The following is a 13,396-nucleotide window of genomic DNA, read 5'->3' as shown; positions in this document are numbered from 1 at the left end:
ATGGACTTTTCATTGATAATTGAAAGCCTGCCAATTTACCTTAGTGGTTTATGGACAACGGCTTGGATGGTTTGTGTTGCTTTGGTTATTGGCTTATTCGTTGCCATACCATTAGCTATCTCTCGTAACAGCCCAAATATGTTGATTAACGCACCAGCGTGGTCATTTATCTATTTCTTCCGTGGTACGCCGCTGCTGGTTCAGTTGTACCTGATTTACTACGGAATGGATCAGTTCTTCCCTGTAAAAGATACACTATGGGAAAATGCATGGTTTTGTGCTTTGGTGGCATTCATCCTTAACACATCGGCATACACAGCTGAAATCATTCGCGGTGCGATTAACGGCTTACCAAAAGGTGAAGTTGAAGCAGCAAAAGCATATGGCATGAGTACACCGAAGACATACCGCCGTATCATTCTGCCAAGTGCTCTTCGTCGAGCGTTACCGGCTTACAGTAATGAAGTTATCTTCATGCTTCACGGTTCAGCAGTTGCAGGTATTGTAACGATTATGGATCTGACGGGTGCAGCACGTTTGGTTAACTCACGTTACTACGCTCCATTCGAATCTTTCTTAACAGCAGGTCTGTTCTACATGGCGCTCACGTTTATCATCATCGCGATTTTCAAATTCGCAGAGAAACGTTTCCTAGCTTACCTAAGACCGCTTAGCTAATAAGTACACAGCAACAGTTTCAGTTAAACAAACGGCGCTTTCATAGCGCCGTTTTTTATGGATGAACTCGTCTGTTCTTAAGCTATTTAAACGTCGACCAAATTGGCGCGTGATCAGATGGCTTTTCAATGCCACGCAGTTCGTAATCGATGCCTGCTTCAGTACATTTATCAGCAAGTTTCTGAGTCGCAAGTACTACATCAATTCGTAGGCCGCGGTTGTCCACGAAACCTTTTGATCGGTAATCAAACCATGAGTACTGGTCATTTACTTCAGGGTGTAATAGACGGAAGCTGTCCACAAAACCCCAATCCATCAGTGTTTTCAGCCATTCGCGCTCTTCTGGTTGGAAAGAACACTTACCGGTTTTCAACCAACGTTTCGCGTTAGGTTCACCGATGCCGATGTCTGCGTCGATAGGACTGATGTTAATGTCGCCCATCACAATGACTTGTTCATCTTTGTTGTGGTAGTCATTTAGGTAAGTCATCAAGTCTTTGTAGAACTGACGCTTGTATGGGTATTTAGTCTCGTGCTTGATGTTATCCCCTTGAGGGAAGTAGCCATTAAGCACGGTAACTTTTTCACCGTTTTCGTCTTCAAAAGTCGCCATGATCATACGCTTTTGATGGTCTTCATTGTCTGTAGGAAAACCTTTCTGTACAGAGATAGGTTCTTGCTTACACAACATAGCTACACCGTAATGCGCTTTTTGGCCATGGAAGTAAACCTTGTAACCCATCGCTTCAACATCAGCGAGCGGGAAGGCTTCATCGTGTACTTTTATCTCTTGAAGACCAATCACGTCAGGTTGGTGTTTGTCGATAATCGCTTGCAGTTGGTGAAGGCGGGCTCTAAGGCCGTTGATGTTGAAGCTAATTACTTTCATTTGTTTTTATACCTCTCGGAAACCTTTGTCACTGTTTGTTCTAAAGGTTTTTTGATTTGGTTGATTTCATGGTTCATCGTATTTAACCATGCTTAATAATTTCTGTCGCCATTTTGTAGTGACTAAATGGCGACGTAAAATTGTGTGAATACCTACAGTTACACGGAATCTATTGAGTCTTTAGCAAGTCTAAAAAGAAAGCGTATTCAAGTGCGTCTTCTCTCAATCGTTTAAATCGACCAGAAGCACCACCGTGACCGGCTTCCATATCGGTTTTGAACAGCAGTACATTGTTGTCTGTCTTCATTTCACGCAGTTTCGCCACCCACTTCATTGGCTCAAAGTACTGTACCTGTGAGTCATGCAGACCTGTTTTTACCAGCATGTTCGGGTAGTTTTGTACCTTAATGTTGTCGTATGGCGAGTAACCCAGCATGTAATCGTAGTAGGTTTTATCGTTCGGATTGCCCCATTCGTCGTATTCGTTTGTGGTTAGAGGAATCGATTCATCAAGCATGGTTGTTACCACGTCTACAAACGGAACATGAGCACCAATACCACGGTACAGTTCTGGTGCTTGATTGATGATTGCGCCCATCAGTAGACCGCCAGCAGAGCCGCCCACCGCAAATACTTTATCTTGAGCACCATAGCCTTCTTCAACAAGCCCTTTGGTTACATCGACAAAATCGTTAAATGTGTTTTGTTTGGTCAGCTTTTTGCCGTCCTCATACCAAGGGCGACCAAGCATTTCTGAACCACGAATATGTGCGATCGCATAAACGAAGCCTCGATCAAGTAGGCTTAGACGAGCTGAGCGGAAGGTCGGTTCAATCGTTGAGCCGTATGAGCCATAGCCATATTGGTAGATTGGGTTAGTGCCGTCTTTCTTGAATAAGTCTTTGCGATAAACCAAAGAAACAGGTACTTGCTTACCATCGCGAGCCGTCACCATGATTCGCTCTGATTGGTAGTTATCCGCTTCGAAATCACCTAATACGGGTGTTTGCTTCATTAGCTCGGATTCACCTGTATTTAGGTCGAAATCATAGTAAGTACCTGGCGTGGTTAAGCTGCTGTAATAGACACGAACTTTTGAGTTATCTAATTCATTGTTACCAGTCAGGTAAGCGGCAAAAGCGGCGTCATTGAACTCTAGTGGGAACTCTTTCCCCGTTGATAGTTGGCGTACTTTCACTGTAGATAAGCCATTTGCACGTTGCTCGTAAACAAGATGGTCATCAAACAACTCGAAATCAACAAGTTGAGTATTATCGTCGGCTGGGATGACATCGACCCATTTTGAACGGTCGTGCATGTCTTCGGTTGTGACTTTCATTAAACGGAAGTTGACGGCTTGGTAGTTGGTGTAGATGTAGTACCAGTCACCCAGTTTAGCGATGCTGTACTCAATGCCCGTTTCTTGTGGGTAAAAAGGTTTCGCTCTCGCGTGTGGGTCGTTGGCATCTATGACTGAAACACCGCTGGTTTCTGTGCTTGAGTGCCAAATGTACACCTGTTGGCCATCTTTACTCTTACTTAAGCCAGTGTAGTAAGCAGTGTCGGTTTCTTCGTAAATCAAATCATCGTTTGTCTGAGGTGTGCCTAAAACATGGCGGAAAACTTGATAACCCAGCAACGTTTGCGGATCTTTCTTGATGTAATAGAAGGCTTGGTTGTCGTTTTGCCATGCAATTGAACTCGAGGCACCTTCAATTTCATCCGTTAGATATTTACCGGTCGTGAGGTCTTTAATCTTGATGGTGTAAACACGGCGGCTCAGTGTATCTTCGCCATAGGCCAGTAAGTTTTCGTTTGGGCTGATCGTTAAGCCGCCAATACTGAAGAATTCGTGTTCTTTTGCCAGAGCGTTAACGTCTAAGATGACTTGCTTGTCTGTGCCTGCAAAGTCTTTTGAACGTAAGTGAACTTCGTATTCGTTGTCACCTGTGACTTCATTTGAATAGTAATAGCTGCCTTTACGAACCGGCACCGAATTGTCATCTTTCGCGATTCGGCCTTTGATCTCTTCAAATAACTGTTTTTGTAATGCATCAGTGTGTTTCAACACGGTCTCTGCGTACTGATTCTCTTGCTCAAGGTGTTGCAAGATCTCTGGGTCTTGGCGTTCGTCATCGCGCATCCAGTAATAATCGTCGATTCTAGTGTCACCATGAATCGTCATTGCATGAGGAACTTTCTTAGCAACGGGGGCTTGGGTTTGCTGAGCGATAAGTTGCGATTGAGAGTAGTGGTTCATGGTTGGTATTCCTTGATTGCTGCATCCGGCGACAAGCGCGACCGATACGGCTAATGTGGTTAAAGCGAAACGCATCTGTATATCCTTAGTGTGCACCTTACTCGTTTTAATGCCAGCATCCTTGTAGTGGTTAGTTTTCTTCCAGTGATATTATTTATAATTGGATTCTGGATATGCACTTTCAACGTAAGTGTCTGTTATTGTTTTCAAAAAATCAAAGTAATGTTAAATGAAATTGATGACAGAGGTGGGGGGGGGGGGAAACGTGCAACGAAAAAGGGACACACTTTTCAGCATGTCCCTTTTCTTTGTTTGGGCAGAAATAGATTCTTATTTTAGATTGCCAATGGCATTTCGTTTGAATGGTCATGTTTACGATTGACCCAACGTAAACCAAGCATCACGATAAATGACATTACGATCATCAAACAACCGAGTGGCAACTGATCTTGAGCAGGGAAGAAAGATGCCAATAGTGTTGCGATGCCAGCACCTAGGTTCTGCATGCCACCTAAGATCGCTCCTCCTGTACCAGCATGGTATGGGAATGGTGACAGTGCCCCTGTTGTTGCCGCTGGGAATAAGATGCCAGCGCCCAAGAAGTAAATCGTTGCACCGCCAATCAAAGTCAATGCTGTCGTTTGACCAAACAGCCCTGGTATCAAGACCACTGCTGAGCCTACCAAGATCGACACTAGGCCAACATTCAGTGCGCGGCGTTCAGAGCGACGTTGTGCGATGTAACTAGATAAGCCTGCACCCACTAAGTAACCCGGAATGGGTAAGACAAACAGCAAGCTTACTGTGGTTGCAGGTAGGCCAAGTACGCCGCCAAGCAGTACGCCTGCCGCTGCTTCAAATACAGCTACGCCAGCAAAGGTTGCGACCAGTATTAGTAAGAAGCCTTGGAAACGTTTGTCAGACAGAACGAATTTGTAGCTGTTTACAACTGACTCGTTTTTGCGTCGTTCTTTAGGCAGAGTTTCCATCATGCTCGTCATCATGGTGATAACAACAGCGATACCAAACAGTGCAAGGAACAAGTAGCTAGAACGCCAACCGAAAGCTTCTGTTAAGTACCCGCCCAATACAGGAGCCATCAATGGTGAGAAAATCACACACATGCTGATTAAGCTGTTTGCTCGGTGCAGTTTTGCGCCTTCAAAACAGTCGCGAGTCAATGTACGAGACATCGCACCACCACAACCGATGCCCAAGCCTTGGATAAAGCTACCTGCTAAAAACCATTCATATTCGTGAGCAAATAATGCAACCAACGTACCGATGATATAGATGATCAAACCAGCAACGATGATGGGTTTACGACCTAGGCGATCAGAAAGCGGGCCGTAGACAAATTGTGACAGACCGTAAGGGATCAGGTAACACGCCATCACCGCTTGAAGTGAAGATGCAGAAACCAAGAACTCACCCGACATATGACCGATAGAAGGCACGTACATCGTTTGAGTCATTTGACCTACGGCAGTCAGAATTGCGATTAAAAAGGTAAGTTTCGCTAATGGAAACGAGGCAGACATTTGCGTATCTCTCCAAAAATTAAAGACGTAAAAAAGCCTTAGCGCTCCTTTGAGGAGAGCCAAATGAACAAAGTATTCAGGGAATCTAGGCGCGAGATATTAGAGCTTGAATGGCGACTTAGCAATCAAAAAGTGTGAACTTGATCAAGATAAAAATCTATAGTTTGGATTAGAAAAAGTAATTCGAAATTGCTGAGTTTTAAAGATGCGAAGGGGCGGTAAGCTTCCTTGAAATATCGCAAATAAAAGATGCTCGGATAAAACAACATTCTCTTTAATGGTGATAGTTTAAACGTCTCTCTAAGTCGTGAGCATAGCAAGTTGGGCGTTCTGGCTTCAATAACTTAACTTAGAGCGACAAGGCGAAAGCTCTTGAAATCACAGAAACAAAAGACAAATGACACGACTTATTAACATTTCTATAAACTTTCGTTTTATATGTGTGCAATTTGTGATGTAATCATCGGCTAAGCTATTCATCTCATTTATTTACATTGTGCCCTGGAATTGAGCATCAATGTGATAGTGACGGTCATGGAAGTCTTTTGGCTTAAATAAGGATATTAAATGCGCTCTCTATCGGTACAGTGGAAAATCACCCTCTTAGCAGGTTGTTGCCTAATCATTACTTCACTGTCTCTTATTGGTTTCTCGATCTACAACGCGACGAGTAATCAACAAGTCATCAAATCTCAAAGTTCAGAATCAGTTATCAATAAAACTCAGCAATTGCTCGCGTCTGTTTCTCAGCTCAATGCTCAAGAAACTCAACGTTATGTCGATGAAGCTATTTATCGCGCAGAAATGCTAGCTTCTAGTGCTCAGTTTCTAAAAAACAATGCGGATGAGAACTTTACGCCAAGTGAAGAACTTCGTACTGCATTAGATGAAATGGTACGTCGCTCAGTTTTAAACTTTGATTCGATCCAAGGGGCGTACTTAGTCTTTAAGCCAGATTTACTTGATGGTGAAGATGCGAACTATGTCGATGCCGATTATGTCGGATCTAACGAAAAAGGCCGCTTTGCACCTTACTGGAAGGTTGCCGATAACGGTGAGAATGTTCTGTCGAATGTGCTTTCAGAATCGATCTTAAGTGATGGCAGTAATAGTGAACGTTTTTACTGTCCTCTTTCTTCTGGGCAAACTTGTATCAGTACGCCTAGAGTCGTCAATAGTGGCGGTAAAACATTACTTACCTCTTCAATCTCTGTGCCTATTTTAGTCGATGATATGGCGATTGGGTTCTTAGGCATCGACCTAAGACTAGACGGTTTAACCAATGTGGTAACTCAATCGGATCAAAGCTTGTTTGATGGTGCCGGTGCGGTCTATGTAGTTAGCCTAGACGGTTCTGTTATTGCTTCTGATGATTCAAGCATTGCTGTTGGTTCAAGCTTTCAAAGTGACAATACAAACAGCGACTTGATGACCGACTTTATCTTTGGTGGTGAAGTGACGACTCAGTGGAGTGAAAATGGTGAGTGGTTACTCGCATTTGCTCCTGTTGTGGCTGCCAACCAAACTTGGGGTGTGCTGTTTGAGATCCCAAGAGAGAGTGTGGTTGCCGATGCAAGTCGACTCGATTCTATTATCAGCGCTAAGTTGAGCGAAGGTATAAAAACCGAAGTGATCGCTGGTATCATTTTCATTGTTTTCGGACTGGCAATCATCGCCTTTGCTTCATTGTCTATCGTTAGGCCTATTCGCCAAGTTGTTGAGAGGCTTAATGACATTGCTTCTGGTGAAGGTGACCTTACTCAGCGATTGGAAGTTAAATCGCAAGATGAGATCGGCCAACTGTCGAAAGGCTTCAACCAATTCTTAGATAAACTTCAGCACACGATCAAAGAAGTCATTCAAACCACAGAGCAAGTCGCGAATACAACCAGTCAGGCTAAGTCGTCTGCGTCGAGTACGCGTGAAAGCAGTGAATCTCAATTCAAAGAAGTGGATTTAGTGGCTACCGCTGCCGAAGAGATGACTCAAACTTCGGGCTTAGTGGTGCAAAATGCAGAAATAGCTGTGGATGCTGCTTGTGAAGCGAACCGTTCTGCTCAGCAAGGACAAGAGGTTATTGAACTTTCAGCAGGTGAAATGAGAAAGCTGGTGGATCGCATGTCGAGCGCTGTTCCGATTGTTGAAGAGCTGGCGAAGAACAACGGCAATATTACTGAGATCTTAAGTGTTATTGAGGGGATCTCTGAGCAGACCAACTTGCTAGCCTTGAATGCTGCTATTGAAGCCGCGAGGGCAGGGGAACAAGGTCGAGGTTTTGCTGTGGTTGCTGATGAAGTTCGAAACCTAGCAAGTCGTACACAGTCCTCGGTTGGTGAGATTAGAGCTGTGATCGATAAGGTTCATGCTGGAACACAAGATGTTGTTGAAGCGATACAAGAAGGCAACATACTGGCGAACGATACAGCACTGCACGTTCAGAAAGCGGTTGAAGATTTAGGTTCGATCTTTACTTCTATTGAGGCGATCAGTGATATGAATAGTCAGATCGTTCGAGCCGCTGAAGAGCAGCAATCCGTTTCCGGTGAAGTGAATCAAAGTGTGGTTAACATACGTGATTTAAGTGCGAAGATTTTGGAGCAAGCCGCAGCGTCTGAGCAAGTGGGAAGTGAAATCGACCAATTGTCTCAGCAGCAGAAAAAGCTGGTGAATCAATTTAAGGTTTAGTCGTTCACGGTATTGTTTTTAAGCTTAGTTAACTGTTGAATAGAAAAAGGGACAAATGAAGATTTCATTTGTCCCTTTTGTTTTTCTTAGGGTTTAAGGCTTTAGATCTCGATGATATTCACCGAGACCGATTAACGAAGTTAGTCTTCGATAAACCAGTAACCTTTATTCACCAATTCCGTCACGACGGTTACACCTGAAGGAGAAAGATTGGTTGCTGAATTAATCACCTCGTTGTCACAAAGTACGTTTAGTAGCGATGAATCCGCTTCTTCAACCTTGACTACTTCACCATTGATGTAAGCCGTGTTGCTTTCATTCTCGTGGTAGAGCGCTTTTAAGCCAGATACACGGTGAATCTCACCCTCTGACTCTAGATGTTGAGCGATCTCTTCTGCTGTCCATAGAGGCTCTGGCGCAACGATATCAAGCTGGTGGCGTGATTGGCTTAGCAGGCAGCCCATGAAGTCATTGATGGTTTCTGGCTCTTCAAGCGCCGACATCAACATCTCCGTTAGGTTATTCAAATCAGACGCACGAATCTTGCCGTAGTTATCTTGAGATTTGAATTCAGGGTCATGCAGGTGAACATCACCCATATCATGCGCCAGTACAAAATCTGCAAAGTTGCTGATTAGCTCTTGTTCTTTTGGTGAACGGTAACCAATCGAGTAGCTCATTGAAGGTTCTAAGGTTGTGCCTTCATGAGGAAAACCTGGCGGGATATAAAGAATATCACCTGGCTCTAAAGTTTCATCAATGATTGGGTCAAAGCCTTCAATTTGACGAAGAGCAGAAGCTTGAATGGTTTCTTGGTACTGACCAACATCTTTTGCTCCAACCTTCCATTGTCGCTTACCTTGACCTTGGATGATGAACACATCGTATTGATCGATATGCGGGCCTACGCCACCTTCAGGTGCTGAGTAGCAGATCATCAGATCGTCGAACAACCAGTTTGGCAATTGTTGAAAAGCTTCAGTCAGCTGGTTAGCACCTTGGTGCCAATGGTTTGCTGCTTGTACAACTAATTGCCAATGAGTTTCGGTGAGTTCACCGAACTTATCTTCAGAGAATGGGCCGTGTTCTGCTTCCCATTTATTATCAAGGTTAGATATAAAGCGAGAATCCACTTCTTCTTCCATCGATAAACCAGCAAGTTCTTCTGGCGAAATAGGGTCGATGAAGTTTTGGAATCCACCTTTTAAGATGGTTGGTTTTTTATGCCAGTAGTTTTCAAGAAACTCGGGCATAGAAAAGCTAAGTTGGTACATGTGAATCCTGTCTATATTTATGCTAGATGCTAGATGCTAGTTTGGCTTGTAAATCTTGTTGGACAATTTTAATTGCCTCTAACGCTACTTTTGGGTCGATTTCGTTGCTTTCGAGCAGATAGATCAGGTCGACAGCTAACTTAACTTCTTCTGGGGCGTTATCCAGTGGTGATGATGTGTTATCAGTGCTCATTTCGCTTAGGGTTCTCTAAGTTGATCAATCTTTCAATATTTTTCATTGAGTCTTCGCAGCGTTCTAATCGCTCTTTTGCTAACTGCCAGGTCTCTTCCGCTTTTTTCTTACTGTGGCGAGGCGCAGAATCAAACGCTAACTTTCGTACTCGTACTAAATCGACCAATCGCTTTTGCCAATCTTGGTGCTGAGCGAGTTCGTTATACAAGTCATTGAGACTTTTCCCTGACTTACTTTTTCGATCTAACCTTAAATCATGGTTGGCTAACTCTCTTTGGACAGCCGCTATCTGATTGGTTAGCTTTTCGGTCAGGTAAGTCGCGCGAGATGCAGTGAGCTGATTATTCGCCTGCTCTCGTAATATGGTGCGGTAGGTGGTCTGCGCTTCCATTGCGCAGGGAAGCAAAATAGAGGCACTACATTTAAATAAGGTTCTGTCGAACAACGCTTGATGATAAGCGCCTCTCGATTTATCGACTTGAGAGCAGTGACCAATCAAGGTATCAAGGACACTTTTAAGCTTTGAAAAATGATTCATGTCTCTTCCCGAACGCTGGTGGTTATAAGTTTACAAACCACGCTTCGTAAGCCAGTTTAATCGCAAGAACGCTAACAACCGTAACAAATACAGGTCTTATAAAAGTGGCACCAAAACGAATGGCTGAGTGTGCCCCTACGAACGCGCCTGCCATTAAGCATACACCCATGGTTAAACCAAGTACCCAATCGATATGCCCTAGAATCGCAAAAGTAACTAGAGAGGTGAAGTTACTGGTGAAGTTCATTGCTTTTGATAGGCCAGAAGCAAGCAAGATATTTAGACGATAGAGAGCCATAGAGCTAACTGTCCAAAAAGCGCCAGTACCTGGGCCTGCAACACCATCATAAAACCCCAGTATGAACCCTTGGTACTTTTGTTTTTTCTTAAGTACAGGGCAGGGCTTTGGAGATACATTGTGGCTAACATCCGGAGTCTTGTGGAAAATGGTATAGACCGCAGCAGCAAGAATGACCAATGGCAGCACTTTCTCTAGCCACTCCGTGCTAATCGCATCGACTGCTAGGGTACCTATGGTTGCGCCAATTAATGTCGAAATGAACGCGTTTATCCAACATTCAGGTTTAAATAGCTTTTTACGATAATAAGTGACAGCGGCCGTTGATGAAGCAAAGGTCGCAGCAAGTTTATTTGTACCAAGTGCAATGTGTGGCGGCAGCCCTAGTGATAACAAAGCTGGGACGGTCAGCATTCCGCCTCCGCCAGCCACAGCATCAATAAAGCCGGCTGCAAATGCAACCAAAGCAAGTACAACCAACATGGTTGGTTCAATCATTTCCATAAATAGCTATTGTTCTCGTTCTGTGCTGGTAGGGCAGCGGCATAGGTAACTTGAGGGTTAGCCATGCACAATTGTGAATGCAAAGGTCAAGCGATGGTAGACCCAGAGCCACCGATACGATGGCTAAATTAGTATTTTATTGTTCTTTTAAAAGGCGGTAACGAGTCGAGTAAGGATTTCCCGTATCGCTTTGTCACTATGCGCCGATCAAGGATCGTGACTTTACCAGAATCTCTTTCTTTACGCAGTAACCGTCCGACAGATTGAATAAGCTTTTTACTCGCTTCTGGAACGGTAATCTGCATAAAAGGATTACCGCCTCTTGATTCGATATATTCAGAGTGTGCTCGTTCAACCGGTGAGGTTGGTACTCCGAATGGAATCTTGGTGATGACCAGATTTTCAAGAAGCTCTCCCGGTAAATCAAGACCTTCAGAAAAGCTTCCAGTTCCAAATAGAACGCTTGTTTTACCTTGGTCTATTAGCTTTTTATGTTTTTTTAGGATTTCAGTTCGTGAAGTGTCACCTTGAACCTGTAAAGCCCATGACTTTTTAACGAAATCTGTTGCCAAAGCTTCGGCAACTTTGTTCATTTGCCAGTAAGAAGAGAATAGAACGAGATTGGCTTTGTTGTCTTCTATTACCTTAGGCAAAATTTCAATAAGATATTCAGTAAACTGAGGCGCTTGTGGCTCATACTTCATCGCTGGAACGATCAGCTCTGCTTGGTTTTGGTAATCGAATGGTGATGCCAATGCTAAAAACTGTACTCCATCCTCCTCTTTCTGGCTGATACCTGCTTGATGACAGAAAAAACTGAAGGAGTTAAGCGCTCTCATTGTCGCTGAAACGAGCACAGCACCGACACAGCGGCTCCAAATCTGCTGGTCTAACTGCCAGCCAACTTCTAACGGAGAGACATTAACAACAAAGTCCCCTTCGCTTTCTTTGCTCAATTCAAGCCAACGCGCCAAAGGCGCACCTTTTTCGCGTTTAGGCTCAGCCATTAAACGCCAAACTTGAGCAAGATTTTCTGTTCTTTGTATATAGAAGCCTATTTCAGCCAGAGCAGGCTCTGCTAACTTTGCCGAAAGCTCCCCATCTTTTACACGCTCTGCGATAAGGTCGGCGATTTTGGCTACGGCTTGGCTTGTCTTTTGAGTCAACTGTTTGAGATCTTTCGATTCGCTTTCCAGCCATTCCGGTAAGTCGCCGTGTTCGAAACGATACAGGCCATCTTCAAAGTGGTTGGCGTCAAATTGTTTGCTCATTTGAGTCAGAGTAGGAATCAGCTGTTGTACAGAATCCTGCAATTCATTTCTGAATCGTCCCACTCGCTTTTCATCCGCTAAGCCCGAAAGCTTGGTGATTGATTGATTTAAACGCTCTAACCATGAAGCGGCACCTTTTAAGCTCGCCGCCGCAGAAGAGTGATCTCTCGCTACGTGTGGTAAGTGGTGAGCCTCATCGAATATATAGATACTATTCTCTGGTTCTGGAAGTATGACTCCGCCACCAAGGTCAGCATCAGCCATAACTAAACTGTGATTGGCAATAATCACATCGACTTTATCTAGCTCCGAGCGTGCTTTTTGGAAGGGACAATCTCGATGAGTCGGCATACTGTTGTTACAGCTGTGCTTATCGCTTACGATCATTTGCCAAATCATATTGTCGATTGGTTTAGGCCATGAGTCACGATCCCCGTCCCATTTACCTTGAGCCAAACTACGATGCATGGTTTGAAGCTGTTCGATGTCTTTCTTCTTTGGCTTAGATTCGAACATCGCCATTTGTCCACCATCAACCCCACAAGCGGCGGCTAACTTCTCGGCACAACAATAACGCTGTCTACCTTTGGCGAGTATAAAAGAGAACTCTCTATCAGTAAGTCTTCTATATAGAGGGAGATCTTTATTTACGAGCTGTTCTTGAAGTGCGACCGTCGCTGTTGAAATGACGATTTTTCTATTGTTGAGTACCGCAACAGGAATCGTAGCCATGAGATAGGCGAGTGATTTTCCGATCCCGGTTCCTGCTTCAGCCACGATCATACGATTACTTTTATGGTATTGACCACAAAGTGTCTTCGCAATTTCGGCTACAAGGTAATTTTGAGCACGTCTAGGTACAAAGTTGTCCAACTGATCTTGGAGGTTTTGATAACTGGTGCGAATGGATTTTTGAATTTTAGTAGTTAGCATACTGTGACCTACGTAACGGAGCGAGGATAGTAGCACATATCACTAGTCGGTACATTTACGGCGAAATAGCTTGCTTTTGAATCAAAGGTAGATCTTGTTCACAAAAAAAAACTGAACCATCAGGAACTTAACGATTTTATTTATCTTGCGAAATATAAACATTAAAAAAGACTTAGCTGCAGGTGTTAAGTTCTGATTTTAGCTTGTGATTCATGCCTATATTGGTGTTAAGTTCTGTATTGTTCTTTTTTAGGATTATTATATTTCCTGATAAAACTAAGGATAACTTGCTCGTAAAATGATGAAAAAAAATGTAAGCGTTTGATTTTTAT

General features: G+C 43.7%; 10 protein-coding genes. 2 read left to right on the top strand and 8 right to left on the bottom strand.

The genetic code is table 11. From position 1 onward, the window contains the following. A complete protein-coding gene (locus QUF19_RS11255) occupies window positions 1-678 on the top strand; it encodes an ABC transporter permease (protein WP_017111069.1) in 678 nt (225 codons plus the stop codon). A gap of 82 nt (window positions 679-760) precedes the next feature. Here the strand turns inward: QUF19_RS11255 and xthA are convergent, their stop codons facing one another. The 3 genes from xthA to emrD form a co-directional block, all read right to left on the bottom strand. Then, window positions 761-1,567: an exodeoxyribonuclease III gene (gene xthA / locus QUF19_RS11250; protein WP_017076717.1), complete on the bottom strand. Its 807-nt coding sequence runs from the start codon at window positions 1,565-1,567 to the stop codon at window positions 761-763. 169 nt (window positions 1,568-1,736) lie between these two features. Beyond that, the gene (locus QUF19_RS11245) at window positions 1,737-3,902 is read right to left on the bottom strand and encodes a S9 family peptidase (protein ID WP_286293370.1); all 2,166 of its coding nucleotides are present in this window, start codon (window positions 3,900-3,902) and stop codon (window positions 1,737-1,739) included. Between the two features lie 260 nt (window positions 3,903-4,162). Next, the gene (gene emrD / locus QUF19_RS11240; RefSeq protein WP_286293367.1) at window positions 4,163-5,368 is read right to left on the bottom strand and encodes a multidrug efflux MFS transporter EmrD; all 1,206 of its coding nucleotides are present in this window, start codon (window positions 5,366-5,368) and stop codon (window positions 4,163-4,165) included. A 567-nt stretch (window positions 5,369-5,935) separates the two neighbouring features. On the opposite strand from emrD, the gene QUF19_RS11235 reads away from it, so the two are divergent. After that, on the top strand, window positions 5,936-8,053 hold the full coding sequence (locus QUF19_RS11235) for a methyl-accepting chemotaxis protein (RefSeq protein WP_286293365.1): 2,118 nt from the start codon (window positions 5,936-5,938) through the stop codon (window positions 8,051-8,053). A gap of 140 nt (window positions 8,054-8,193) precedes the next feature. On the opposite strand, the gene QUF19_RS11230 is transcribed toward QUF19_RS11235, so the two are convergent. From QUF19_RS11230 to dinG, 5 genes are all read right to left on the bottom strand, one after another. Further along, the gene (locus tag QUF19_RS11230) at window positions 8,194-9,327 is read right to left on the bottom strand and encodes a ribosomal protein uL16 3-hydroxylase (RefSeq protein WP_286293363.1); all 1,134 of its coding nucleotides are present in this window, start codon (window positions 9,325-9,327) and stop codon (window positions 8,194-8,196) included. A gap of 22 nt (window positions 9,328-9,349) precedes the next feature. Then, window positions 9,350-9,520 carry a pleiotropic regulatory protein RsmS gene (gene rsmS, locus QUF19_RS11225; RefSeq protein ID WP_017111064.1) on the bottom strand — a complete coding sequence of 57 codons (171 nt, stop codon included), beginning with the start codon at window positions 9,518-9,520 and terminating at the stop codon, window positions 9,350-9,352. Then, window positions 9,510-10,058, bottom strand: coding sequence for a primosomal replication protein (locus QUF19_RS11220; RefSeq protein ID WP_286293358.1), 549 nt, complete (start codon window positions 10,056-10,058; stop codon window positions 9,510-9,512). The genes rsmS and QUF19_RS11220 overlap by 11 nt, the downstream gene beginning before the upstream one ends. A gap of 22 nt (window positions 10,059-10,080) precedes the next feature. Then, the gene (locus tag QUF19_RS11215; RefSeq protein ID WP_192852878.1) at window positions 10,081-10,860 is read right to left on the bottom strand and encodes a sulfite exporter TauE/SafE family protein; all 780 of its coding nucleotides are present in this window, start codon (window positions 10,858-10,860) and stop codon (window positions 10,081-10,083) included. A 128-nt stretch (window positions 10,861-10,988) separates the two neighbouring features. Then, window positions 10,989-13,064: an ATP-dependent DNA helicase DinG gene (dinG, locus tag QUF19_RS11210; protein WP_286293353.1), complete on the bottom strand. Its 2,076-nt coding sequence runs from the start codon at window positions 13,062-13,064 to the stop codon at window positions 10,989-10,991. Window positions 13,065-13,396: the final 332 nt, after the last annotated feature.

Origin of the sequence: Vibrio sp. FE10 (assembly GCF_030297155.1) — a bacterium.
GTDB classification, from domain to species: Bacteria; Pseudomonadota; Gammaproteobacteria; order Enterobacterales; family Vibrionaceae; genus Vibrio; species Vibrio apostichopi.
The sequence above is the reverse complement of the archived record's forward strand: the minus strand, read 5'-3'. Positions and strand labels throughout refer to the sequence as shown.